The following is a 23,793-nucleotide window of genomic DNA, read 5'->3' on the forward strand; positions in this document are numbered from 1 at the left end:
TGGCGTCACCCGGCGAGCCGGGTTCCGAGGAACTCGAGGATCTCCGCCCGCGCCGCCTTCGCCTGCGGGACCAGGCCGGGCATGCTGAGGAACGCGTGCGGCGCTCCGGGGTGCTCGGCGAGCTGCGCGGGTGCGCCGGCTTCCCGCAGCCGTTCGGCGTAGCGGCGGCCGTGATCGGCCACCGGGTCGACGGTCGGAACCACCACGAGCGCGGGGGCCAGCCCGCTCAGGTCGTCGGCGTGCAGCGGCGACAGGGCGCGGGGATCGGTTCCCGGCGGAACGGCCAGCCGGTGGAACAGGCGCATCTGCGTGAGGGTCAGCGTCGGGCTGTCGGCGTGCTGGGCGAACGAGGCGTGCTCGGTCATCGTGTCGGTGAGATCGACAGCGGGGTTGACGAGCACCTGCGCCCGGAGGGACAGGCCGGAATCCCTGGCCCGGATCGCGGCGAGCGCCGTGACCAGCCCGCCCGCGCTCTCGCCGAAGACGGCGGCGCGATCGGGTCGGCTCCCCATTCGGTGCCGTGCCGCACCACCTGCCGGAGCACGTCCCAGCCGTCGTCGACGGCCGCAGCGAGCGGCGTCCTCGCGTCGAGGAGGCGGTGCTCGACGGAGACGACGAGGGCGGGCAGCCGTGCCGCGAGGTGGCTGTTGACCCAGTCGCTCTGCACGGCCGTGCCCACGAACCCGCCGCCGTGCACGTGGAGCACCAGCGGCAGGGCGGCGGGCCCTGGCGAGGGCCGGTAGACCCGGACCCGGACCGTTCGGTCCGGTAGCGCCACCTCCTGCCAGCGGATCGTGGCGCTGCGGTCCGGGAGCCCGGTGATCACCCGGATCAGACGGGAGGCCCGCCTGCGGTTCTCCGCGTCGCGGAAGGCGGCCAGGTCCTCCTCCGTCATGGCCGACCAGTCGGGCTCCTTCCTCAGGGCCTGCAGCAGCCGGATGCCCAGTGGGAGCCGTTCCGCGCTCATGACGTCGGTCATGTCTCCTCCTCGACCGGAGTTTCGCTACCGGAGGTATCGATACTGATCGTAGCGCAATTGGCTATCGTGCGGCCATGACCAGACCGCCCGGTCGCCCCCGCTCCGGCATCGACGACGTGGTCTTCGCCGCGACGCTGAGCACGGTCCACGAGCTCGGCTACGCCCACGCCACCGTCGACCGCATCGCCGCAGCGGCGGGTGTGGCGAAGACGACGATCTACCGCCGATGGCCGTCGAAGGGTGCGCTGGTGGCGGACTGCCTCGTCCACGCGTTCGGCCCGGCGCCGCTCGAGGGCGCAGGCAAGGCCGAGGTGATCGCCTCGGCCATCCGCTGGGCCGCTGGGAAGATCGGCGAGCCCGGGGTGGGCGCGGCCTTCGCGGGCGTGTTCAGCGACGCCGTGAGCGACCCTGACCTGCGCGAGGTCCTGTCCGCGCGGTTGCAGGACCCGTACCGGCGCGCACTGCAGGACGTGCTGGACGAGCCGGAGAACCGGGTCCTGTTCCTGATCGATGTCGTCGTCGGGATCCTGCTCCACCGGATGGGGATGACCGGCGAGCCGATGGTCGAGGCCGACGTGGACGCGCTGGTCGAGATGGTCTGCGGATATTTCACCCAAGAGGGTTGATCAAGCTGTGACTACACCGTCACCGGTTGTGCCTTGCACCGAAGGATGGAATCCTCCGCGCGGATGTCGGCGCAACACAGCTCCCCACTGTCCTTGCCGATACGCGACCCGTCCCGATCGGCATGGGTCGATGCGGCCAAGGGCCTGTCGATCCTGCTCGTGGTGGCTCACCACGCGGTGTCGTTCCTCCACACGTCCGGGCTCGCGCCGCCGGCCGTGGTGGCCGTCAACACCGCACTCGCGTCGATGCGCATGCCGTTGTTCTTCCTCGTCTCCGGGCTCTTCGTCGCGGGGCCGCTCGCGGCGCCGTGGCGGACGCTGCTGCACAAGCGCGTCGCGTTCTTCCTCTACCTCTTCGCGCTGTGGACCCTGCTCCGCTTCGCCTTCTTCCACATCCCCGCGGTGGCGGCCGTGGACCCCTACGTCCACGACACGGACGTCGTCGCGTTGGCCATGGCGCCACTGGTCCCAGGTTCCGGGGTGTGGTTCATCTACGCGCTCGCACTCTTCGCGGTGATCGCCAAGCTGAGCCGCCCGGTGCCGGTGTGGCTCCAGCTCGGAGCCGCAGGCGTGGTGTCGGCGTTCGTCGGGGCGGAGATCCTGCAGTTCGAGGCCGAGGTCTGGACGCGCATGGCCCGCCACCTGTTCTTCTTCCTGCTCGGCTGGCACGCCCGGACGCTCGTCGAGCGGGTGGCCCGGTCCAGCACGGCGCTCCGGGTGACCGTCACGGCCGCGGCGTGCGTCGGCTGTGCGGCGGGCGCCGTCGTGCTCGGCCTCCGTTCGATCCCGGGCATCGCGCTCGGGCTGAACCTCCTCGCCGTCACGTTCGGGGTGCTGTTCGCCGCCTGGGTCGCGCGGTACCGGGTGGGTCGCCCGCTCGTCGCCCTCGGCGCGCAGACGCTGCCGGTCTACCTGATCCACATCTTCTGGATCGCCGTGGTCATGGTCGGGGTGGCGAACCTCGACGTCCCGCCCGTGGCGCAGTACGCGCTTCCCGCGGCGATCGCGGTCGTGTGCACCGTGCTGTCGCTCCTGACGCATCGCCTGCTGGTGGCGGGGGGCGGCGCGTGGCTCTTCGCGCTCCCGCGGCGGCTGGCCTACCGGGCCCCGGCGACGGTCACGGGATGACGCGGTTCCAGGCCTCCTGCACGGGGCGGTAGTCGACCAGGACGACACCCTCGTCGGCGACGAGCTCGCGGGCGAGCGGCGAGACGAGGAACTCGAGGTCGGCGCGGCGTCCGCGCTCGCCGTCCCGGTCGGCGGTGGCGGGGTGCACCGCCCACTCGGTGAGCCCGGGCGGCAGGGCCCGCAGCAGCTCGGCGTAGCGGTCGGCCTTGGTGGCCGGGTGGAGGCGGGTGCTGTCCAGGAACGGGTGGTCGACCACCGGACGGCCGTTCCGGCGGGCCCGCCGACGGCCCGGTTCCAGCCACACGCGCACGGCGAGCCGGTGCTCCTCGGCGAGCGCCACCGCGAGGTCGAGGACGTCGTCGCGCCCGCCGTCGGCGATGCTGTGGAAGTCCAGGTGGGTGGGGTGCAGGCCGGCGGCGAGCACGACGTCGAGCTGGGCGCGGAACTCCCGCTCGACCTCCTCGATGCGCGCTCGCGCGACGAGCCGCTCGACCTGCCCGTACCGGGGGAGCAGGCCGTCCGCCTCCACCAGCGTCGGGACCTCCCCTGCCGGCGCGACCGGAGCCCACCGGTCGAGCGGGTGATCGCGCACCAGCGTGAGGTGGATCCCGAACGGGACGTGCGGGCGCTCGCGCAGCAGCCGCATCGCCTGCCCGGCGCCAGGGCAGGGCACCATCAGGCTGCACGAGGTCGCGATCCCCTCCTCGACGGCGGCGATGACGCCGGCGTTGACCGCGCGGCTCATGCCGAGGTCGTCGGCGTTCACGATCAGGACGCGCGCGTCGGGCGGGAGGCCGAGCAGCTCGCTGGACAGCACCCGGCTATCCGAGCCGGACCGTGGTGCGTTCGGCCGTGGCGCGGCGGGCCAGCGCGGCCTCGTCCGGGTGGCGGACCTGCACCAGCGACGCCTCCGCGGCCAGCACCGCGAGCAGACCGTCCCGCAGGCAGTCGCCCGTGTTCCAGTCCAGGGTGGACAGCACGCGGTCGGTGCGCGACAGACCCAGCTCGCCCGCGCGGGCCCTGGCGCCCGCGAGGACCTCGTCGACGCTCGCGCCGTCGAGGGCGGGGGCGCTGCCGGGAACCTGCTCCCACGGCACGAAGTCGTCACCCTGCAGCCGGACCTCGGTGGCGAAGTCGACCACCCCCGGCGGCAGGCCGGGGACGCCCTTGCCGAAGGCGTCGAGCGACAGCGCCACCACGCCACCGGCCGGGTCGGACGCCAGCGCGATGTCGACCCGGTCCGCGTCGCACAGCACCCACTCGGCGCCGGTCGGCTCGCTGACGACCTCGGCCCCGCACCACCAGGCCGCGAGCAGCACGGCGGCCGTCTGCCAGTGCGCGGGCAGCAGCAGCGCGACCGGCGTGCCCGGCTCGACGTCGCACTCCTCGCGCAGCAGGTTGGCCGCCTTCGCGGCCCAGTTGGCCGTGGTGGTGCCGGAGAGCTCCACGCGTTCGCCGGTCGCGTCGTCGTAGAACGTGATCAGCGGGCGAGCGGCGGAGCTGCCGGTGCGCAGCGGACCGAGCAGAGCGGCGGTGAGGGTCACGCCCCCACCATATGGCGGCCCCCGCCGGCCGCCCTCAGTCGATGCACGGCACGCCCGAGGCCGTGACCGGTTCCGTCGGCTTCGGCGCGGCGTTCGTGGTGGGTGCAGGCGGCTCGCTCGCCTCCGCGGGCACCACCGCCGGGTCGAAGTCGGAGCCCAGCACCACGTTGAGGTGCCCGCGGGCCACCGATCCGTCGTGCTCGGTGCTGATGTCGCCCAGCTGCTCCGCCACCACCCGCGCGGCCTCGGCGTCGGGGCCGGTGTAGCGGACCACGGAGGTGTCGGTGGCCTCGGTGTTGTCCACGATCCCGCGTGCGAACCCGAGACCGCGCAGGTGGTCGGCCACCGAGGCGGCCATCCCACCCAGCGCCGAGCCGTTCTGCACGTCCACCACGTAGCGCGACGCGATGAGGTCGGCGGGCGGCGGGGGTGGCAACGCGGCCCGCGCCTCTGCGGCCTGCGCGGCGGCCTGCGCGGCGGCCTCCGCGGCTGCGGCCTGTTCGCCGATCCGCCGCTCGATGAACTCCTCGACGGTCCGGGGATCGACGAGCACGACGTCGCCGCGGGCGTTGGAGTCGCGGCCGTCGGTGGGGATCGTGACGAACTGCAGGTTCCCGGCCGCGATGTCGGCCGCCTGCCCGGCGAACCCGAGCAGGTCCCAGCCCGCGTCGATGACGAGCGACTGCTGCGCCACCTCGACGAGCGTGCCGAGCCGGGCAGGGTCGGACAACGTGCCACCGGCGAGGATCTTGTCGGCGACAGCGGCGAGGAACACCTGCTGACGCCGGATGCGGGACAGGTCGCCCTCGGGCAGGCCGTGCCGCTGGCGGACGAACGCGAGCGCATCGGTCCCGGAGATCGTCTGCGGGCCCGCAGGGAAACGGGCGCCGGACAGCGGGTCGTCGACGGGATCGCGCAGGCAGACGTCGACGCCACCGATCGCGGTGGTGAGGTTGTAGAACCCGAGCAGGTTGATCTCGGCGTAGTGGTCGACGCTCTGCCCCGTCAGGTTCTCGACGGTGCGGACGAGGGTGCTGCGGCCCTCCTGCGCAGACTCGGTCTCGATCTGCTGCGGGTCCTTCACCCCCTCTGCCACCAGCCGCTCGGCGGCGAGCGCTTTGGTCGCCGGGTACGCGGCGTTGATCTTGTCGCGGCGGTAGCCGGGGATGTTCACGTAGGCGTCGCGCGGGATGGAGAACGCGGTGGCGGCCCCACCGCCCTCCGGCACGTGCAGCAGGATGATCGTGTCGGAGTTCAGCACGCCGGTGTCGGGGCCGCTCGAGAGCATCCGCTGCACCTCGGGCGGCAGCGGGTTGCCGTGCGCGTCGGTGCGGCTGTCCACGCCGACGAGCAGGATGTTCAGGTCGCCGCCGTCCCCGCCGCCCGCGATCACATCCGTGGTGCTGATGCCCGCCGTGACGTCGCGGTACAGGCCCCACGCCGTGCCGGTGAGCGCCATGACCAGCGCCGACGCCACCACCAGCGCGATGCGGAGCCGTCGCCGGAGACGGCGCCCCGGCCGCTCGACGCGCCCCGGCCGGAGACCGGTGCGCGGGCGAGGGACGTCCCCCGGCCGGGGGTGTCGGGGAACGGCAGGCGCACGGTCCCAGCCCGCCGGCCGGGGCCGGGTGAGCGTCGTGCGCGTCGTGCTCCGTCCCTCCATCGGTGCACCTCCGCGCGTCGGGATCATCCTCCTCTCCTAGGGTGCAACACGGAACGCGCTCGTCCAGGACGCCGCGGGGCGTGTCGCGGGTGACCGCCGTCGCGGCACTGCCATTTACGCACCGTTACTCGGGTGGACGTGCCCGGAGCGGAGGGAGCTCTCGTTGTCCGAGCAGCTGTCGCTTCTGCTGCCCGTCTGGGCAGGTGACCGGCCCGACTTCCTCGCCGACGCGTTCCACTCCTCGGTGGACGCGCAGACCCGACGGCCGGACCAGGTCGTCATCGTGCGTGACGGGCCGGTGCCCGACCCGCTCGCCGAGAAGATCACGGAGCTCGTGAAGGAGAGCCCCGTGGCGGTGGACGTCGTGGAGCTGGAGCGCAACGTCGGTCTCGGCCCGGCGCTCGACGCAGGGCTCGCCGCGTGCCACCACGACGTCGTGGCCCGCATGGACGCCGACGACATCTCCCTGCCCCACCGGTTCGCGGTGCAGCTGCCGATCATCGAATCCGGGGTCGACATCGTCGGGTCCGGGCTGGTCGAGTTCGCCGACGACCCGGACGAGATCGTCGCCACCCGCGCCGTTCCGACGGATCCGGCGGAGATCCGGCGCCGGGCCCGGTTCGCGACCCCGTTCAACCATCCGACCGTCGTGTACCGGCGGCCGCTCGTCACCGGCGTGGGCGGCTACACCGACTTCGCGAAGATGGAGGACTACCTGCTCTGGGCGAAGCTCATCCTCGCCGACGCGCGGGTGGCCAACGTCGCCGAGCCCCTCGTGAAGTACCGCGTGGGCGCGGGCGCGTACGGCCGCCGCGGGGGGCTCGAGCTGTTGCGGGCCGAGATCGCCGTGCAGCGCCGCTTCCGCGAGCTCGGGTTCACCACGCCCGCCCAGTTCGCTCGCAACCTGGTCGTACGCGGTGGCTACCGATTGGTCCCGGAGAGCCTCCGCCGTTCGGCGTATCGGAGAGTAATCGCTCCCTACCGACGGTGACATTCCTCGGAGGTAGTGGAAGCATCGCGCCACCCGATCGAGGGGGTGTGATGGATCAGTCGCCCGAGGATCTCGCGGTGCAGGGTGTCGCGCTGCTCGCCGAGGGCCGACCGCTCGAGGCCGCGGAGGTACTGCGCCAGGCCGTGGCGGGCGGCGCCCCGTCGGCGCTCGACCTGCTCGTGCGGGCCTACTTCGACAGCGGGAGCTGGCGGGCGGTCGTCGACGTGCTGGAACCGCACGTCGAGCAGGAGGACCTGCGGTTCGCCGGGCGGCTGGGCGTCGCACTGGTGCAGCTCGGCGAGTGGGACCGGGCCGAGTCGGTCCTCCGCCTCGCGGTCGAGTCGGGTGACGTGCCGGCCGCGAACGACCTGGCGATCCTGCTGCGCGACGAGGGGCGGCTGGTCGAGGCCGTGCACCTGCTCGTCGACGCCGCCGCCGCGGGTGACCAGCTCGCCGCGGCCAACCTGGTGGCGCTGCATCTCGAGGCGGGCGACCTGCCCGCCGCCGCGGCCGCCGCGGAGCGGTACGCGACGGAGCGGCGCCCCGACACGATCCTGGCGCTGGCCGACGTCCGCGCGCAGCAGGGCCGCTTCTCCGACGCCGACGCGCTCTACCGGCGCGCCGGGGAGCTCGGCGCGTTGCGGGCCCGCACCGCGTATGGGCAATTCCTGCTAGCCCGCGGCGACGTGGCCGCCGCGGAGCGGGAGTTCCGGGAGGCCGAGCGGATCGCCGAGCCCGGGTGGGCCTTCGCGCTCGGTCGCTTCCTCCTCGACGAAGGTAGGGTCGACGAGGCGCGCCCGTACCTGGAGATCGCCGTCGCCGAGGGCGACCGGCAGGCCCTCGAGGCGCTGGCCGAGGTGGACGGGGTGGACGCCGACGAGTACTGATCTCCCGCTGCACGACTCCGTGCTCGTCACCGACGGCGGCATGGCCACCGCGCTCGAGGCCCGCGGGCACGACCTCTCCGACGCGCTGTGGTCGGCCCGGCTCCTGATCGACGCCCCCTCGGAGATCACGGCCGTTCACCGGGCCTTCTTCGCCGCCGGTGCCGACGTTGCGATCACGGCGAGCTACCAGGCCTCCTTCGACGGTCTGGCCGCGCGAGGCGTCGACACGGCAGGCGCCGAGCGGTTGCTGCGCCGCAGCGTCGAGCTGGCCCGCGCCGCCGTACCGGCGGATGGCCGCAGGCGGTGGGTGGCGGCTTCGGTGGGGCCGTACGGTGCCGTGCTGGCCGACGGGTCGGAGTACCGCGGTCGTTACGGGCTGAGCGTCGCCGCCCTGCGGGCGTGGCACCGGCCGCGGATGGAGGCACTCGCGGCGGCGGGCCCCGATCTGCTCGCGCTCGAGACCGTGCCCGACGTCGACGAGGCCGAGGCCGTCGTCGGTGCCCTCGCCGGGCTCGGCGTGCCGGCGTGGCTGAGCTACAGCATCGACGGCGATCGCACCCGCGCGGGCCAGCCGCTCGCCGACGCCTTCGCCGTGGCCGCCGACGTGCCGGAGATCGTCGCCGTCGGCGTCAACTGCTGCGCGCCCGCGGACGTGCCGGCCGCCGTCGCGCTCGCCCGCGAGATCACCGGCAAACCGGCGATCGCCTACCCGAACAGCGGGGAGGGCTGGGACGCCGGGGCGCGGGCGTGGGCCGGCCCCTCCTGCTTCAGTGGCGCCGACGCCCGCAGGTGGGTCTCGGAGGGCGCGCGGATCGTCGGCGGCTGCTGCCGGGTGGGGCCGGCGGACATCGCGGCACTTGCAGAGGTCCTCGGAAGTTCAGGAAAGCCACATTCAGGGCCTACGAAGCCCTGAATGTGGCTTTCCTGAACCAGGGGCCCGGCGGCCGTCCGGCTACCGTGCGGGCGTGCTGAGCGATCCCGTTCGGGCCTACGGCGACCGGCTCGCCGTCGTCACCGTCACCCGGCGGGGGCGGCCGTCCGTCGACGGGCTCCGGGCCTCGCTGCCCGCCGGCACGCGCCTGGTCGTCGTCGGCACCGCCTCCTGCGCGCGGGACGAGGATGTGGTGCGGCTGCCCGAGGACGTCGGCTGGGCGGCTGCGGTCAACCGCGGCGTGGCCGGGCTGGAACCCGACGTCGGGTGGGTCGTGCTCGCCGACCCGGGCCTGCGGTGGCGCCCCGGTGCGATCGACACGCTGCTCGCCGCAGCGGTCCGGTGTCCGCGGGCGGGGCTGCTGGGCCCGGCGCTGCACGGCGTCCCCGGGCCGGCCGGGGGACCGGTGCCGGGCCTGCTCGACGCCGCGCGCGGGCGGATCGCGAGCGGCACCGGCGCCGGGCCGACGGGCTGGCTGTCCACCGCAGGCGCGCTGGTTCGCCGCGCCGCGTGGGACTCCGTCGACGGGTTCGACGGCCGTTACCTGGACGGACCCGGCGGGATCGGCGACGTCGACCTGGGGGACCGGCTGGGCCGGGCGGGGTGGCTCGTCGTGTTCGTCCCGAATGCCGAGGCGGATGCCGAGCCCGGTGACACGTTCGTGGAGCGGCACGGCATCCTGGAGCCGCACGCGGCCGGGCTGCACCGGTACGTGCGCGACCGCGCTCGTGGACCGGCGCGGGCGCTGGCGGCGCTCGCGCGCCGCGCACCGGACCTGAAACCGTAGGAGGAGAGCGCGTGCTGGACGACGTCGAGGCCGTGGTGCTGGTCGGCGGCAAGGGAACGCGGCTTCGGCCGCTCACGCTGTCGGCGCCCAAGCCCATGCTGCCGACGGCCGGCGTGCCGTTCCTGGCACACCTGCTCTCCCGCATCCAGGCCGCCGGGGTGCGCCGGGTGGTGCTCGGCACCTCGTACCTCGCGGAGACCTTCTCCGAGTACTTCGGTGACGGCAAGCCGCTCGGCCTGGAGATCGAGTACGTCGTCGAGGACGAGCCGCTGGGCACCGGCGGTGGCATCCGCAACGTCTACAAGTACCTCTCCGCGCCGGACGTGCTCGTCTTCAACGGTGACGTGCTGTGCGGCACGGACCTGACCGCGGTGGTCGAGACCCACCGCCGCACCAAGGCGGATGCCACGCTGCACCTGGTGCGCGTGCAGGACCCGCGGGCGTTCGGCTGCGTGCCCACCGACGAGGACGGCCGGGTCACCGCGTTCCTCGAGAAGACCGAGGACCCGCCGACCGACCAGATCAACGCCGGCTGCTACGTGTTCCGCCGCGAGGTGATCGAGTCGATCCCCGAGGGCAGGCCGGTGTCGGTGGAGCGCGAGACGTTCCCCGGGATGCTTGAGGCAGGTGCCCGCGTCTCCGGGCACGTCGACGCCGCCTACTGGCGCGACCTGGGCACCCCGCTCGACCTGGTGAAGGGCTCCGCCGACCTCGTACGCGGCGTGGCGCCGTCGGCGGCGCTCCCCGGGCCGACCGGTGAGTCGCTGCTGCTGGAGGACGCGAACGTCGACGACTCCGCACGTGTGTTCGGCGGCACGATCGTCGGGCGCGGCGTGAAGATCGGCAAGGGCGCCCGGGTCGACGGCTCGATGCTGTTCGACGGCGCCGTCGTCGAGGACAACGCGCGCGTCGTGAACTCGGTCGTCGGCACCGGCGCGCGCGTCGAGGAGAGCGCCGCCGTGTACGACGCCGTGATCGGCGACCGGGCCGTCGTGGGCGCCCACTGCGAGCTGCGGCACGGCATGCGGATCTGGCCCGACGTGGTGCTGCCCCCGCACGGGCTGCGCTTCTCCCCGGACGTCTGATCACATGACGACCGCCGCGGCGGGCGCGAGCACGAGGGAGTGGCGGCCGGACTTCCGGCTCGACGTCGCCGCCGTGCTCGGCCCGCTGCGGCGCGGCCGCGGCGACCCCACGTGGCACGCCGACGGCGCGGCGATCTGGCGGACCGGCACCACTCCGGACGGCCCGGCCACCCTTGCGCTGCACCGGCGCGCCGACGGCACCGTGGTCGCGCAGGCGTGGGGTCCCGGCGCCGCCTGGTCCCTCGAGGGCATCCCGGCGCTGCTCGGCGCGAACGACCGCCCGGAGGAGTTCGTCGCACACCACCCGCTGGTCGCGGAGACCGCGAAGCGGATGCCGGGGCTGCGCCTCGGTGCGTCGATGCGGGTGTGGGACGTGCTGGTGCCCTCGGTGCTCGAGCAGAAGGTCACGGGCACCGAGGCCCGGCGCTCGTGGCGGGAGCTGTGCCGCCGCTTCGGCGACCCGGCGCCGGGTCCGGCCCCTGCTGGTATGCGGGTGCCGCCGTCGCCTGCGCAGCTGCGCGCGATCCCGGACTGGGAGTGGCACCGGGCCGGCGTCGACCTGGCGCGCAGGCGCGCCATCCTGGCCTCGGCCGCGGTGGCGCACCGCCTGGAGGCGGCCTGTGAGCTCGGCGGCAACCGCGGGCGGGAGCTCCTGCGGAAGGTGCCCGGGATCGGGGTGTGGACCGCTGCGGAGATCGCCCAGCGCGCCTGGGGCGACCCCGACGCGGTGAGCGTCGGCGACTTCCACATCCCGTCGGTCGTCGGCTGGGCGCTGCTCGGTCGCCCCCTCGACGACGCGGGGATGCTCGCCGAGCTCGCCCCGTACGTGCCGCAGCGCCACCGGGCGGTGCGCTACATCGAGGCCTCGGGGTTCCGCCGCCCCCGCTTCGGCCCGCGCTTCTCCGCGAAGGACTACCGGGCCATCTGATGACGAACCTGCAGGGGGCCGGGTCGGTCGGGGCGTCTGCTAGCCCTTCACCGCGCCGGAGGCCAGCCCCGCGACGTAGAAGCGTTGGAGCGCCACGTAGAGCACGACGCAGGGGATCATCGCGATCACCGACCCGGCGGCGATGAACCCGAAGTCGATGTCCCCGTACGTGCCCTGTTGCAGGTTCACCAGCGCCACCGGGAGCGTGTAGAGGTCGCGGTCGGTGAGGAACGTGAGGGCGCCGAGGAACTCCGTCCACGCGGCGAGGAAGGCGTACAACGCCACGGTGGCCGCGCCCGGCACGATCAGCGGCCGGAGCACCGACGTGACGATCCGGAGGGTGCTCGCCCCGTCGATGTGCGCCGAGTCCTCCAGCTCGCCTGGCACCGACGAGAAGGCGTTGCGCATCACGAGGATCCCGAACGGCAGGTTCACGGTGGTGTTGAACAGCACCAGCCCGAACAGGCTGTCGGTGAGCCGCATGGTGTTCATCTGCAGGTACAGCGGCGTGAGGATCGCCTGGAACGGCACCATCATCGACGCCACGACCAGCGCGAACAGCACCGGACCCGAGCGGAAGCGGAACCGGGCGAACCCGTAGCCCGCCGCGGTGGCGAGCACCGTGGTGAGCGCGGCCGTGGACAGCGCCACGACGAGGCTGTTGCCGACCGCCCCGATCAGGTTGCCGGGGCCCGTCACCAGCGCGACGAAGTTCTCACCGGTCACGTCGAAGAACGTGGCCGGGTCCGGCGCGGCCACGATCACGTCGCCAGGCTGCACGGACCGGAACAGCGCCCACGCGAGCGGCACGGTGAACACCAGGAAGGCGCCCGTGCCGCCCACCGCGTAGAGCACCCGCTTGGTGCGCGTCTCGCGCCGGCCCGTGCTGTGCCCTATCGGCCTCCGCTTCGCTCCGGCGGCTCGCGGGCCCTTCAGGTGCCGTCCCGCTCCTCCGGTGCTCGGTCGCTCGTGTCCGATTGCCTCCGCTTCGCTCCGGCGGCTCGCAGGCCCTCGAGACGCGGTCCCGCTCCTCCGGTGCTCGGTCGCTCGTTCCTCGCTCCCTGCGCGCCTCCCCCGCGGCACCGCGTCCGCCTGCTCGTTCCTCGCTCCCTGCGCGCCTCCCCCGCGGGACGGCACCGGCCCGCTCGCGTCCCCGCTCATGTTCACTCCTCGCTGCGCAGCAGCCGCAGCTGCAGGGCCGTCACCAGCGCGACCACGACCACCAGCACGATCGACAGGGCGGTCGCCGCCCCGAGCTGCAGCTGCACGAAGGCGCGCTTGTAGATGTGGAGGACGACGGTCGTCGTCGCGGATCCCGGGCCGCCGCCCGTGAGGATGTAGAACTGGGTGAACGCCAGCAGCGAGCCGATCACCGAGATCACCAGGCTCATCGCGATCGTGCGGCGCAGCATCGGGATCGTGATCCGCCACTCCTGCTGCCACCAGCTCGCGCCGTCGAGGTCGGCGGACTCGTAGACCTCGCGGGGGATGGCCTGCATCCCGGCCATCAGCAGCAGCATCGTCAGGCCCGCGACGCCCCAGATCACGAGCACCGAGATCAGCACGGTGGCCAGCGCGCCGTCCACGAGCCACGCGGTGCTGCCGTCGGTGATGCCGAGGGCCGCGAGCACGAGGTTGATCGCGCCGCTGTTCGGCTGCGCCTCCAGCAGCGTGATGAACGACAGCGTCGTCAGCCCCACCACGAACGGCAGGAAGAACACCGTGCGCAGCAGCGTCGCGCCCCGGCGCCTGCTGCGCACCAGCACGGCGAGCGCGTAGCCGAGCACGAGGATCGGCAGCGTCACGATCGCCGTGTAGAGCAGCGTGTAGCCGACGGCCGCCGCGAAGCCGATGTCGCTGCCGATGCTCACGTAGTTCGTGAGGCCGCTGGGTTCGACCTGCCCGATCAGCGGCCAGTTCGTGAACGAGATCCCGAGCGCGAACAGCAGCGGCACCAGGACGAACACCGCGATCATCGCCAGTGCGGGCGCCACCAGCAGCAGGCCGGTGCGGGGCGGGTGGGTGAGCGAGTGCTGCCGCTTCCGGGCCGGTGCCGCATCGGGCGCCCGGCGCGCCGCAGACGCGGACAGCACGGCGCTCATGCGCGGGCCTGCCCGAGGATCCGGTCGTAGCCCTCTTGCGCTTCTGTCATTGCCGCCTCGATCTCGCCGTCGAAGACCGCGCGGCGGAACATCGTGAGCCACGGGCCGTCCGGCTGGTTGTAGATCTCGTTGTAGGACAGCGTCTTGGGTGCGTAGCCCTCCTGCTGCTGCAGCAGCGGGGGGAGGACCAGCGGGTACCGCGCGGCGAACTCCGGCGTCGCGACGTCGGAGCGGACGGGCGTGTACCCGCCCTCGGGCAGCGCGGACTGCTGCGGGAGGTCGAGCGCGAACCTCATGAACTCCCACGCGCCGGACGCGTTGGTGGCGCCGCGCGGGATGCACATGTTGTCGCCACCGTCGAAGAACGCCCGGCCGCCGTCCGGACCGGGCAGCAGCCGGACCGTCGTCGCGGCCACGAGCGCCGGGTCGGCGTCCGAGGTCACGGTGCTGTAGTTGGTGGGCATCATCCCGATGCGGCCCGCCCGGAAGTCCGACCCCCAGCGCGATGCGTCGTCGGCGAAGTTCTCCGGCGGCACCAGCCCGTCGGCCCACAGCGCCCGGTAGAACTCGAGCATCCGCGCCACCGCGTCGTTGCCGGCGACGTTGCCGGACTGGGCGCCGACCTCGCCCTTGATCAGGTCGGTGTCGGCCGCCCAGACGTGCGGCTGCACCACGAACCCGAGCGCACCGGTCGCGTTGCCGGGGAACGTCCAGCCGCGGACGTCCCCACCGAGCGCGGTGATCCGCCGCGCCGCGTCGAGCAGGGAGTCGAGGTCGGTGGTGGCCTCGTCGACGTCGAGCCCGGCCTGCTCGAACAGCCGCGTGTTGCAGAACAGAGCGGAGTTGTCGGCGAGGTAGGGGACGGCGAAGCGGCGCTCGCCGACCGTGCCCAGCGCGAGGTGCCCCGGGCTGAGCCGGTCGCCGAAGTCCAGCTGCGCGATCAGGTCCGTGAGGTCGGTGAACGCGTCGCGGAAGACGAACAGCAGCGAGTTGATGTCGTCGATGTCCACCAGGTCCGGCACGTCCCGGGCCCGGATCGCGGTGGCGAGCTTCGTGACGTACTGGACGTCCGGAATCGGGGTCAGCTCGACGACGAGCCGGTCCTGGCTCGCGTTGAACGCATCCACCACCGCAGTGAGCCCGGTCTGCGTGTTGGCCCGGCACCATACGCGCACGCTGCCGGTGGCCGAGGTGCCGAAGCCGGGCGCCGTGGTGTCCGGCGCCGGGAGCACCGAGCTGCACGCCGGCAGCCCGGCGGCCAGCGCGCCGAGACCGGCGAGGCGGAGGAAACCGCGGCGTGAGGTCGTCGGTGAGGTCAACACTGTCCTCTCCTGCGGGAGCCGGGATCAGGTGGTGGGGATCCAGACGCGCATCGGGGCGGGGCCGCGGTTGGCCCAGGCGTAGTACGGCACGAGGGTCAGCCCACCCGCGGTGACGACGGTGACGCCGCCGAGCAGGTCGGGGCGGTGCTCGCTCGACCGCGGGGCGTCCGGGTCGATGCGCACGTCGTCGACCGGGGTGTCGTGGTCGGCCTGCTCGGCGGCGTACACGAGCGGGCCGCGCTCCAGCGCGATGCAGCCGCGCACCGCGTCGACGCGGGGGTGCGCCGTGGTGGTGCGCACCTCCATCGGCAGCCGCAGCTCCACGACGTCGCCCGCCGCGGCGTCGATGTGGACGTAACCGGGCGGCGCCGGCCGCGTGCCGATCGTGGCTCCCTCCGCCCACGCGGGCACGCGCAGTGAGAGCCGGAACGGGCCGGGGGCGGCGTCGACGCGCACCCGCACGAGCCCGTCCCATGGGTAGTCGGTCTCGACGGTCAGCGTCGTCCCGCCCGCCGTGATCGTGCCCGGCGCGTACTGGTGCAGCTGGACGCCGCTGCCGTCGTGCGTGGCGAGGTAGCCCTCCAGACCGGAGAGCGTGCGCATGACGTTGGGCGGGCAACAGGCGCAGTCGAACCAACCACGACGGCCGTGGGCGGGGGAGCGGTTGCCGTCGGCGTGGGCGTCGCTGCGGTGCTGCAGCAGGTTGACGTAGAAGTACTCGGTGCCCGACAGCGAGACCCCGGCCAGGAAGCCGTTGTAGAGCATGCGCTCGATCGCGTCGGCGTAGCGGGCGTCGCCGGTGGCGAGCAGCATCCGCCATGCCCACTGGACGCCGCCGATCGCCGCGCACGTCTCGGCGTAGGCGCGGTCGGTGGGCAGCTCGTACGGGTCGCCGAACGCCTCGCCCTCCCAGCGCGCGCCCAGCCCGCCGGTCACGTACGTCTTCGTGGCCGTCATGTGGTCGAACTGGGTGCGCAGCGCCTGCAGGAGCTCCTCGTCGCCCAGCTCGGCGGCCACGTCGGCGGCGCCCGCCGCGAGGTAGACCGCACGCACGGCGTGGCCCTCGACGGTGGTGGCCTCGCGCACCGGCACCCGGTCGGAGAAGTACGTGGGCTCCTTGCCGTAGGCCGCGATCAGGCCGCGCCCGCGGGCCTCGACGAAGTAGCGGGCCAGCTCCAGGTGGCGCGGGTCGGCGGCCTCGCGGTACAGCTCGACCAGCGCCATCTCGATCACCGGGTGACCGTCGACGTCGTGGCGGCGGTCCTCGCCGAACGTCCCGGCCAGGTGGTCGGCGAGCCTCACCGCGACGTCGAGCAGCGCGGTGTCGCCGGTGCAGCGCACCTGGGCCACTGCCGCCTGGATCAGGTGCCCCGCGCAGTAGTGCTCGTGACTCCACGGCAGGTCGGTGTAGCGCCTGTTCCCGTGCCGGACCTGCACGACGGAGTTCAGGTAGCCGTCGTCGGCCTGGGCCGCGGCGATGATCCGGGTGACCTCCCGCTGCATCTCCAGCAGCTCGTCCGAGGGCTGACGGGCGTACTCCCAGGCCACGGCCTCGAGCCACTTGTAGACGTCGGAGTCGGCGAAGACCGGCCCGATCGCCTCGCCATCGGCCCGGCCGGCGGCGATGCGCAGGTTCTGGAGGTTGCCCGCCTCTTCCAGCCGCTGCAGCCCGACCCGGACGGCCGATGCGTTGGCCCCCTGCCGCTCGGCCCAGAAGCCGCCGATCCGGACGTCGCCGATGCCGAGCGGGTGCAGTGCCACCCGGGCCCCGTCCGTCGGGGCGGCGGGGCCGCGCGTGCCGGTCGAGGACGAGGTCGCCGTCATGCCACTCCTGCGTGTGTTGCGGAAAATCAGGAATTCGTTTTCCGACAGACCGTAGGCCTGTCGCCGAGGCGTAGTCAAGGGCAGCTCCGTTGCGGACGCGAGTACGCTGCATCATCCGGAACGCACGGAAAGGAGTGTCGGTGACGAGTGGCCGTACCGGCGCCGTCCGCATCACCGACGTCGCCGCGCTCGCCGGGGTGTCGCCCGGCACCGCGTCGAAGGCGCTCAACGACACCGGTCAGCTGCGCGCGGAGACCCGCGAGCGGGTCCGGCGGGCCGCGGAGCAGCTCGGGTTCACCCCGGACGGCCGCGGGCGCGCGCTGTCGTCCGGGCGCAGCTACACGGTCGGGCTGATCACCACCGACAGCTCGGGGCGGTTCAGCATCCCGATCATGCTCGGGGCCGAGGACGCGCTCTCCGCCGGCGAGATGGCGCTGCTGCTCTGCGACACCCGGGACGACCCGGTGCGCGAGCAGCACTACGTCCGAACGCTGCTCGCCCGCGGGGTCGACGGCATCATCGTCACGGGCAGGCGCACCGAGCCGCGCGCGCCGATCAAGGTGCCGATCCCGGTCGTGTACGCGTTCTCCAGTTCCACCGATCCGGCCGACGCCTCCGTCGTGGTCGACGACCACGGCGGCGCCACCAGCGCCGTCGGGCACCTCCTGGACATCGGCCGCACGGCGATCGCGCACGTCACGGGGCCGGAGCGGCACCGCAGTGCCGTCGAACGCGCCCGGGCGGCCACCGGCACGGCGGGCGCCGCGTTCCGCGGGCCCGCTCTCTACGGGGAGTGGAGCGAGCGGTGGGGTCGGGCCGCGGTGGACCTGCTGCTGCGCGCCCACCCGGACCTCGACGCCGTGTCCTGCGGCAGCGACCAGATCGCCCGGGGCGTCTGCGAGCGGCTGCGGGAGCTGGGCAGGCGGATCCCCGACGACGTCGCCGTCACCGGCTACGACAACTGGGACGTGATGGCCCTCGCGTGCCGCCCGTCGCTCACCACCGTGGACCTGGAGTTGGAGGAGCTGGGCCGCCGGGCCGCCGGAATGCTGCTCGACGCCGTGGCCGGGCGGCCGCACCGCGGCACGCTCGAGATGCCGACCCGCCTGGTGATCCGTGCCTCGACCCTGCCCGACTGACCAGGCGCAAGAATTCATCGTAGGATGAAGTCCGTGGACGTCGGCAGCCGACGCAGGAGGGCCGCCCTGGCCTCGGCCGCCTTCATGCTGGCAGGGCCCGGCACGGTTGCAGGCGTCGTGCCCTACCTGTTGACCCGCTGGCGGGCCCGCAGCCCGTTGCCGGGCGGCACCGCAGCGCGGGTGACCGGCACCGTGCTCATCGGCGGGGGTGCCGCCGTGATCACCTCGGCCTTCGCGCGCTTCGTGCGGGAAGGGCTCGGGACGCCGGTCCCGGTGGCCGCGCCCACCGAGCTGGTGGTCGGCGGGATCTACCGGTACGTGCGCAACCCGATGTACCTCGCACTGGCCTCGACCGTCCTGGGGCAGGCGCTGGTGCTCGGGCGCGGGCGGCTGCTGTTGTACGTCGGGATCATGTCCGGGCCCGTCGATGCGTACGTGCTCCTGTGCGAGGAGCCGCGGCTCGCGGCCAGGTTCGGCGAGCAGTACGAGCGCTACCGCGCGGCGGTGCCGCGCTGGCTGCCGCGCCTTCGCCCCTGGAACCCGGAGCAGGAGTTGGGCGATCACGCGCGCGTAGGCTCGCGCGCGTGAGAGTCACGGTGCTGGTGGGCGGTGTCGGCGGGGCCCGGTTCCTGCTCGGGGTGAAGGCGGCCCTCGGGCTGCCGGCCACGGGTGAGGGCGAGTCGGAGCACGAGATCACCGCGGTCGTGAACGTCGGCGACGACGTGTGGATGCACGGCGTGCGGATCTGCCCCGACCTCGACACCTGCATGTACACCCTGGGCGGCGGCATCGACACCGAACGCGGCTGGGGACGGCTCGGCGAGACGTGGACGGTGCGCGACGAGCTCGCCGCGTACGGCGCCGAACCCACGTGGTTCGGGCTCGGCGACCGCGACCTCGCCACCCACCTGGTGCGCACCCGGATGCTCCGCGCCGGCTACGCGCTCTCCGACGTCACCGCGGCGTTGTGCGAGCGCTGGCGTCCCGGTGTCCGGCTGCTGCCGGCCACCGACGACCGGGTGGAGACGCACGTGGTCGTGGACGACCCCGACACCGGCCCACAGGCCCGCAAGGCGATCCACTTCCAGGAGTGGTGGGTGCGCTTCCACGCCGAGCCGACCGCCCACGAGATCGTCTCCGTCGGTGCGGAGCAGGCGAACGTGCTGCCGGCCGCGCGCGACGCGATCCGCGACGCCGACGCCGTGCTGCTCGCCCCGTCGAACCCGGTGGTGAGCATCGGCACGATCCTCGCCGTCCCCGGCGTGCGCGACGCCCTGCGCGAGACGAGGGCGAAGGTCGTGGGGCTCTCGCCGATCGTCGGCGGCAAGCCGGTGCGCGGGATGGCCGACGCCTGCCTCACCGCGATCGGCGTGGAGACCACGGCCGAGGCCGTCGGGCGGCATCTCGGGGCGCGCGCCGACGGCGGGGTGCTCGACGGCTGGCTCGTGCACAGCGGCGACACCGCAGAGGTGCCGGGGGTCGAGGTGCGGTCCGTGCCCCTGCTGATGACCGACGTCGAGGCCACCGCGGAGATGGCCCGGCGCGCCCTGGAGCTGGCGGGGACCACCGTTGCGTGATCACGCCGCCCCCGAGGGCCTCACCGTCCTCCCGGTCCGCGGGCTGCCGGACTTCCGCCCCGGTGACGACCTGGCCGGTGCACTGGCCGCGGCGGCGCCGTGGCTCGAGGACGGCGACGTCGTCGTCGTCACGTCCAAGGTGTTCTCCAAGGTCGAGGGCAGGCTCGTCCCGGCTCCCACCGATCCCGAGGCGCGCGACGCGCTGCGGCGCGAGCTCGTCCTCGCCGAGACCGAGCGGGTGCTCGCCCGCCGCGGGCGGACCCTGATCGTCCAGGGGAAGCTCGGCATCGTGCAGGCCGCGGCGGGGGTCGACGGCTCGAACGTGCGGCGCGACGAGCTCGCCCTCCTCCCCGCCGACCCGGACGCGAGCGCCGCCCGGTTGCGGGCCGATCTGAAGCGGCTGATCGGCGTCGACGTGGCGGTGCTCGTCACCGACACGCTCGGCCGCACCTGGCGGGTGGGGCAGACCGACGTCGCGATCGGCTCGTCCGGGCTGCCCGTGCTGCACCGCTACGAGGGCATGCACGACGCCGAGGGCAACGAGCTGCTGGTCACCGAGGTCGCGCTGGCCGACGAGCTGGCGGCGGCCGCCGACCTGGCCAAGGGGAAGCTCGGTGGGTTGCCGGTGGCGGTGGTCCGCGGCCTGAGCCCGGTGGACGACGGCTCCACCGCGCGCGACCTCGTCCGCCCGGTCGAGGAGGACCTGTTCTGGCTCGGTACCGAGGAGGCCATCGCCCAAGGCAGGCGCGAGGCCGTCCTGCTGCGGCGCGACAGCGACGAGTTCGCCGACGAGCAGGTGGACGAGTCCGCGGTCCGGCGCGCGGCGGGCGCTGCGCTCGCGACCGAGCCGACGATCAGGTTCGCCTGGCTGCGTGACCGGGACCGCCGCGCCGCGCTGCTCGACGCGCTGGCCGACGAGCGTCTGCGTCGCGCTCCGGAACTCGTGCTCGCCTTCTCCGCAGGCGCGGATCCACTGGCCGCGGGCGCCGGCGTGCAGTCGTTCCGGGTTGCGCTGGCCACCGAGGGCCTCGCCTCGTACTGGACGGCGTCGATCGCGACGGACCTGGTCCGCGGCTTCGTCGACATCCCGCCCGGCTGGCAGCTGCGCGGCGCCGTCGGCGTGGGCGTGCCGGCCGAACCGCCGCAGCCGCGTTCCCCCGGCGACCCGGCCACCGGGCTCGTCGAGTGGTAGCGCCCGCCACGGCGGCCGCGGAGCTGCGCGCCTGGGAACCACCGGACCCGGGGCAGCAGGGCCTGCGGCACGCGCTGCTCGCCTTCATCGACGCCCGCCCGGAGGACGCGTGCTCGCGTTCCTGCGTACCCGGCCACCTCACCGCGTCGGCGCTCGTGGTCGACGCCGCCGCTGAGCACACGCTGCTCACCCTGCACCCGCGGGTGGGGCGCTGGATCCAGCTGGGCGGGCACTGCGAGTCCGGCGACCCCTCGCTCGCCGGTGCGGCGCTGCGGGAGGCCACCGAGGAGTCGGGCATGGACGGGCTCGTGATCGACCCGGAGCCGCTGCACGTCGACGTCCACCCGATCACGTGCTCGCTCGGCCTGCCGACCCGGCACCTCGACGTCCGGTTCCTCGTGCGGGCGCCCGCCGGGGCCGTGCCGCGGATCAGCGAGGAGTCCGACGACCTGCGCTGGTGGCCCCTCGACGCCCTCCCGGGCGACACCGACACCGTCCCTGCGATGGTCGCCGCGGCCCGCCACCGCCTCTCCTGACGCCCGACTCGCCGTGTCCGGATGCCCGACTCGGCGTGTCCGGATGCCCGACTCGCCGTGTCCGGATGCCCGACTCGCCGTGGCGGAACGTCGGACTCGCGGGGTGGTGGGCGAGTCGTGCGTCCCGACACGGCGAGTCCGACGTTCGAGCACGGTGAGTCGTGCGTTCTGGTGCGCCGTCAGCGCCAGAAGAGGAGCTCCGAGTAGCCCGCGAACGCGAGGCGGGCGTCTCCGCCGACCGCTGCGAACACCGTGCCGCCCGCCTGGAAGAACACCGAGCTGACGCCCGGCACGCTGATGATCAGCACGAACAGCACGAGCGGAGCCCACGGCCGCACGCGGGCCGCCATCCGGCGCGTGTTCGGTGACAGGAACGGCTCGATCACGCCGAACCCGTCGAGGCCGGGGATCGGCAGGATGTTGAGGACGAACGCGATCACCTGGATGAACGCGAGGCACGACAGCCCGATCGCGAGTCCGATCGGCATCTCCACGAGCGCGACGGCCGCCGTGAGCAGCCCGCCGATCACCAGGTTCGTCGCGGGACCGGCCAGCGACACGAGGCTCTGCACGCCCCGCGACCGGATCGCCCCGTGGTTGATCCACACTGCTCCACCGGGGAGCGGGATCCCACCCACGAGGAGGATCACGATCGGGAGCACGAACGACAGCCCGACGTCGGTGTAGCGGCGGATGTCGAGGGTGAGGTAGCCCTTGGCGCGCACCGAGTGGTCGCCCCCGCGATACGCCACGGCGGCGTGCCCGAACTCGTGCAGGCACAGTGACACGGCCCACCCGCCCAGCACGAGCAGCACGATCCCGGTCGTGAGCAGTGCCGAGGAGCCCTCGGCGATCGCGTAGGGCGTGCCGGTCACGGTGAGTAGGGCTCCGCCGATGGTGACCGCCAGGAGCAGTAGGAACCACGGACTGACCCGATGGGGTTCGACACGCACCGGATCATTGTCCTGACCGGGCGACCGACCGGGTGGACTGCATCACCCGGTCGGCAGCTTCAGCTTGCCACCATGAACTGACAGCGCTGTACTTACATTGCTGTCATTCCCAGCCCGTAGGGTTGGTGGCAGCCACGCCGGGGGCGCGCGGGGAGGTGGGCAATTGTGAACGTGATCACAGCCACGATGGGGCTGGTCGAAACCTCTGGGGGAGTTCCGTATCCGACCGCGGACCCGTTCGGCGAAGCCGTCGTCGCCCTTGCCGAGGAGGACGGCGAGGAGCAGGACTGGCAGGAGCGCGCGCTGTGCGCGCAGACCGACCCCGAGGCGTTCTTCCCGGAGAAGGGCGGCTCCACCCGCGAGGCCAAGCGCATCTGCTCGGGCTGCGAGGTGCGCGCGGAGTGCCTCGAGTACGCCCTGGCCCACGACGAGCGCTTCGGCATCTGGGGCGGGCTGTCCGAGCGTGAGCGGCGCAGGCTGCGCCGCGCCGCCTCCTGACGCCTGAGGCCTGAGGACTGCGGGGCGGCTAGCTCTCGCCGCCGTCGACGGCGTCGGGCTCGATGTTGAGGTACTCCGCCACCTGCTCGACGAGCACCTCGTGCAGCAGGTCGGCGAGATCGGCGCCGTCCCGGGCACGCGCTTCGAGCGGCCTGCGGTAGATCACGATGCGGGCCCGCGAGGGAAGGCCCTCCGGATCGACGCCCGCGGGCACGAGCTGCGCGAGCGGCACGCCGACGTCCGCGAGCACGCCCTGGCCCCACACCACGTCGTCCGGGGATGTCTCCTCGACCTCCGGTACCTCGTCGACTGCGAGGTCGAGGTCGGCGAGCTCGGACCCCCAGCGCAGCTCGATGGGCTCGAGTGCCTCCAACACCATCGCGTCGAACTTCTCGGCGCGGGTGCGCGAGGCGGGTGTGCTGGCCGGGTACATGAGCCCGCGCAGGCCACGACCCCGGCGGTCCCGCCTCCGGGGAGAGCGGCGCAGCGTGCGGCGCGCGGTCGTCACCCCGTGAATGCTACGGCCCCGCAGGCGCCCGCCCCACTCCCCGACACCACGCCGACCGCCGACACCACCCGCCCCGGCGACGCACTTCCGGTTCCCGCCTCCCGCACGCGGTCCTCACGCGCCGAGACGCCGCATTCGCCCGGGGTGAACGCGGCGACTCGCGGGGATGGCCGCGCGTCGCGGCGCGGTTGTGGGGCGGGAGGAGGTATCGTCCAGGACGTGCTGAGTGTGCGGCGGTGTTCACGAACCGGGTGCACCGAGCCCGCGGTGGCCACGCTCACCTACGTCTACGCCGATTCCACGGCGGTCGTCGGCCCGCTGGCCACGCAGGCCGAGCCCCATTCCTACGACTTGTGCACCCAGCACGCCCACCGCCTCACGGCGCCGCGGGGCTGGGAGGTCGTGCGGTTCGAGGGCGAGTTCGCCCCGCCGCAGCACAACGCCGACGACCTCACCGCGCTCGCCGAGGCGGTGCGGGAGGCCGGGCGGGCCGACCGTCCCGTCGAGCCGGTGACCGCAACGGGTACGGGTCGGCGCGGGCATCTGCGCGTCCTGCCCGGGTCCGCGGAGGACTGACCGAAGGCTCGCTCGTG

General features: G+C 73.6%; 24 protein-coding genes and 1 pseudogene. 15 read left to right on the forward strand and 10 right to left on the reverse strand.

What is annotated here, in order from left to right:
* Nucleotides 1-5 precede the first annotated feature (5 nt).
* Nucleotides 6-979 (reverse strand): annotated as a pseudogene (locus tag FHX44_RS44260) (alpha/beta hydrolase).
* 74 nt (nt 980-1,053) lie between these two features.
* Here FHX44_RS44260 and FHX44_RS22190 point away from each other — a divergent pair.
* Together FHX44_RS22190 and FHX44_RS22195 are read left to right on the forward strand one after the other, a co-directional pair.
* A complete protein-coding gene (locus FHX44_RS22190) occupies nt 1,054-1,605 on the forward strand; it encodes a TetR/AcrR family transcriptional regulator (protein WP_147257551.1) in 552 nt (183 codons plus the stop codon).
* Nucleotides 1,606-1,668: 63 nt separating this feature from the next.
* Nucleotides 1,669-2,733, forward strand: coding sequence for an acyltransferase family protein (locus FHX44_RS22195; RefSeq protein ID WP_170308990.1), 1,065 nt, complete (start codon nt 1,669-1,671; stop codon nt 2,731-2,733).
* On the opposite strand, the gene FHX44_RS22200 is transcribed toward FHX44_RS22195, so the two are convergent.
* From FHX44_RS22200 to FHX44_RS22210, 3 genes are read right to left on the reverse strand one after another with little or no spacing between them, the layout of a single operon-like run.
* Nucleotides 2,723-3,550 (reverse strand): ChbG/HpnK family deacetylase, encoded by an 828-nt coding sequence (locus FHX44_RS22200; protein ID WP_212612596.1) that lies wholly within the window; start codon nt 3,548-3,550, stop codon nt 2,723-2,725. The genes FHX44_RS22195 and FHX44_RS22200 overlap by 11 nt on opposite strands.
* Before the next feature lie 4 nt (nt 3,551-3,554).
* Nucleotides 3,555-4,277 (reverse strand): TIGR03089 family protein, encoded by a 723-nt coding sequence (locus FHX44_RS22205; RefSeq protein ID WP_147257553.1) that lies wholly within the window; start codon nt 4,275-4,277, stop codon nt 3,555-3,557.
* Nucleotides 4,278-4,311: 34 nt separating this feature from the next.
* Nucleotides 4,312-5,940, reverse strand: coding sequence for an LCP family protein (locus FHX44_RS22210; protein WP_246170517.1), 1,629 nt, complete (start codon nt 5,938-5,940; stop codon nt 4,312-4,314).
* Between the two features lie 163 nt (nt 5,941-6,103).
* Here FHX44_RS22210 and FHX44_RS22215 point away from each other — a divergent pair, with 163 nt between their 5' ends.
* Genes FHX44_RS22215 through FHX44_RS22240 form a run of 6 tightly spaced genes read left to right on the forward strand, consistent with a single transcriptional unit; the run spans nt 6,104 to nt 11,549 of the window.
* Complete coding sequence (locus tag FHX44_RS22215; protein WP_246170518.1) at nt 6,104-6,931, forward strand: glycosyltransferase; 828 nt, start codon at nt 6,104-6,106, stop codon at nt 6,929-6,931.
* Nucleotides 6,932-6,981: 50 nt separating this feature from the next.
* On the forward strand, nt 6,982-7,818 hold the full coding sequence (locus FHX44_RS22220; RefSeq protein WP_147257555.1) for a tetratricopeptide repeat protein: 837 nt from the start codon (nt 6,982-6,984) through the stop codon (nt 7,816-7,818).
* A 19-nt stretch (nt 7,819-7,837) separates the two neighbouring features.
* Complete coding sequence (gene mmuM, locus FHX44_RS22225; protein ID WP_147257556.1) at nt 7,838-8,731, forward strand: homocysteine S-methyltransferase; 894 nt, start codon at nt 7,838-7,840, stop codon at nt 8,729-8,731.
* Between the two features lie 52 nt (nt 8,732-8,783).
* Entirely contained in the window at nt 8,784-9,536 is a 753-nt protein-coding gene (locus FHX44_RS22230) for a glycosyltransferase family protein (RefSeq protein ID WP_147257557.1), read from the forward strand.
* Between the two features lie 14 nt (nt 9,537-9,550).
* Complete coding sequence (gene manB, locus FHX44_RS22235; RefSeq protein WP_147261375.1) at nt 9,551-10,621, forward strand: mannose-1-phosphate guanylyltransferase; 1,071 nt, start codon at nt 9,551-9,553, stop codon at nt 10,619-10,621.
* Between the two features lie 4 nt (nt 10,622-10,625).
* Nucleotides 10,626-11,549, forward strand: coding sequence for a DNA-3-methyladenine glycosylase family protein (locus FHX44_RS22240; protein WP_147257558.1), 924 nt, complete (start codon nt 10,626-10,628; stop codon nt 11,547-11,549).
* 39 nt (nt 11,550-11,588) lie between these two features.
* Here FHX44_RS22240 and FHX44_RS22245 read toward each other — a convergent pair whose 3' ends face one another.
* The 4 genes from FHX44_RS22245 to FHX44_RS22260 all read right to left on the reverse strand — a co-directional run bounded on the left by FHX44_RS22245 (nt 11,589) and on the right by FHX44_RS22260 (nt 16,797).
* Entirely contained in the window at nt 11,589-12,404 is an 816-nt protein-coding gene (locus tag FHX44_RS22245) for a carbohydrate ABC transporter permease (RefSeq protein ID WP_212612597.1), read from the reverse strand.
* Between the two features lie 308 nt (nt 12,405-12,712).
* Nucleotides 12,713-13,651, reverse strand: a complete 939-nt coding sequence (locus tag FHX44_RS22250) for a carbohydrate ABC transporter permease (protein WP_147257560.1) — start codon at nt 13,649-13,651, stop codon at nt 12,713-12,715.
* Nucleotides 13,648-14,973 carry an ABC transporter substrate-binding protein gene (locus FHX44_RS22255; protein ID WP_212612598.1) on the reverse strand — a complete coding sequence of 442 codons (1,326 nt, stop codon included), beginning with the start codon at nt 14,971-14,973 and terminating at the stop codon, nt 13,648-13,650. The genes FHX44_RS22250 and FHX44_RS22255 overlap by 4 nt, the downstream gene beginning before the upstream one ends.
* A gap of 24 nt (nt 14,974-14,997) precedes the next feature.
* Nucleotides 14,998-16,797, reverse strand: coding sequence for a glycoside hydrolase family 127 protein (locus FHX44_RS22260; RefSeq protein WP_147257561.1), 1,800 nt, complete (start codon nt 16,795-16,797; stop codon nt 14,998-15,000).
* 140 nt (nt 16,798-16,937) lie between these two features.
* Here FHX44_RS22260 and FHX44_RS22265 point away from each other — a divergent pair, with 140 nt between their 5' ends.
* From FHX44_RS22265 to FHX44_RS22285, 5 genes are read left to right on the forward strand one after another with little or no spacing between them, the layout of a single operon-like run.
* Entirely contained in the window at nt 16,938-17,936 is a 999-nt protein-coding gene (locus FHX44_RS22265) for a LacI family DNA-binding transcriptional regulator (protein ID WP_147257562.1), read from the forward strand.
* Nucleotides 17,937-17,969: 33 nt separating this feature from the next.
* On the forward strand, nt 17,970-18,524 hold the full coding sequence (locus FHX44_RS22270; RefSeq protein WP_212612599.1) for a methyltransferase family protein: 555 nt from the start codon (nt 17,970-17,972) through the stop codon (nt 18,522-18,524).
* The gene (cofD, locus tag FHX44_RS22275) at nt 18,521-19,513 is read left to right on the forward strand and encodes a 2-phospho-L-lactate transferase (protein WP_147257564.1); all 993 of its coding nucleotides are present in this window, start codon (nt 18,521-18,523) and stop codon (nt 19,511-19,513) included. Before FHX44_RS22270 ends, cofD begins: the two co-directional genes overlap by 4 nt.
* The gene (locus FHX44_RS22280; RefSeq protein WP_147257565.1) at nt 19,506-20,705 is read left to right on the forward strand and encodes a coenzyme F420-0:L-glutamate ligase; all 1,200 of its coding nucleotides are present in this window, start codon (nt 19,506-19,508) and stop codon (nt 20,703-20,705) included. Before cofD ends, FHX44_RS22280 begins: the two co-directional genes overlap by 8 nt.
* Entirely contained in the window at nt 20,699-21,241 is a 543-nt protein-coding gene (locus tag FHX44_RS22285) for an NUDIX hydrolase (RefSeq protein WP_147257566.1), read from the forward strand. The genes FHX44_RS22280 and FHX44_RS22285 overlap by 7 nt, the downstream gene beginning before the upstream one ends.
* A 179-nt stretch (nt 21,242-21,420) precedes the next feature.
* Here FHX44_RS22285 and FHX44_RS22290 read toward each other — a convergent pair whose 3' ends face one another.
* Nucleotides 21,421-22,116, reverse strand: a complete 696-nt coding sequence (locus FHX44_RS22290; RefSeq protein WP_246170519.1) for a site-2 protease family protein — start codon at nt 22,114-22,116, stop codon at nt 21,421-21,423.
* Between the two features lie 243 nt (nt 22,117-22,359).
* Here FHX44_RS22290 and FHX44_RS43385 point away from each other — a divergent pair, with 243 nt between their 5' ends.
* The gene (locus FHX44_RS43385) at nt 22,360-22,692 is read left to right on the forward strand and encodes a WhiB family transcriptional regulator (protein ID WP_246170520.1); all 333 of its coding nucleotides are present in this window, start codon (nt 22,360-22,362) and stop codon (nt 22,690-22,692) included.
* 28 nt (nt 22,693-22,720) lie between these two features.
* On the opposite strand, the gene FHX44_RS22300 is transcribed toward FHX44_RS43385, so the two are convergent.
* Nucleotides 22,721-23,200, reverse strand: coding sequence for a metallopeptidase family protein (locus tag FHX44_RS22300; RefSeq protein WP_147257568.1), 480 nt, complete (start codon nt 23,198-23,200; stop codon nt 22,721-22,723).
* A gap of 228 nt (nt 23,201-23,428) precedes the next feature.
* On the opposite strand from FHX44_RS22300, the gene FHX44_RS22305 reads away from it, so the two are divergent.
* Nucleotides 23,429-23,776 (forward strand): DUF3499 domain-containing protein, encoded by a 348-nt coding sequence (locus FHX44_RS22305; RefSeq protein ID WP_147261378.1) that lies wholly within the window; start codon nt 23,429-23,431, stop codon nt 23,774-23,776.
* Nucleotides 23,777-23,793: the final 17 nt, after the last annotated feature.

Origin of the sequence: Pseudonocardia hierapolitana (assembly GCF_007994075.1) — a bacterium.
Lineage (GTDB): Bacteria > Actinomycetota > Actinomycetes > Mycobacteriales > Pseudonocardiaceae > Pseudonocardia > Pseudonocardia hierapolitana.

Bases quoted from the DNA above. Each gene is read 5' to 3' on its own strand.
- FHX44_RS22195 (WP_170308990.1), top strand. From the start codon at position 1,669: ATGTCGGCGCAACACAGCTCCCCACTGTCCTTGCCGATACGCGACCCG.
- FHX44_RS22250 (WP_147257560.1), bottom strand. From the start codon at position 13,651: ATGAGCGCCGTGCTGTCCGCGTCTGCGGCGCGCCGGGCGCCCGATGCG.
- FHX44_RS22190 (WP_147257551.1), top strand. From the start codon at position 1,054: ATGACCAGACCGCCCGGTCGCCCCCGCTCCGGCATCGACGACGTGGTC.
- FHX44_RS22260 (WP_147257561.1), bottom strand. From the start codon at position 16,797: ATGACGGCGACCTCGTCCTCGACCGGCACGCGCGGCCCCGCCGCCCCG.
- FHX44_RS22220 (WP_147257555.1), top strand. From the start codon at position 6,982: ATGGATCAGTCGCCCGAGGATCTCGCGGTGCAGGGTGTCGCGCTGCTC.
- FHX44_RS22240 (WP_147257558.1), top strand. From the start codon at position 10,626: ATGACGACCGCCGCGGCGGGCGCGAGCACGAGGGAGTGGCGGCCGGAC.
- FHX44_RS22210 (WP_246170517.1), bottom strand. From the start codon at position 5,940: ATGGAGGGACGGAGCACGACGCGCACGACGCTCACCCGGCCCCGGCCG.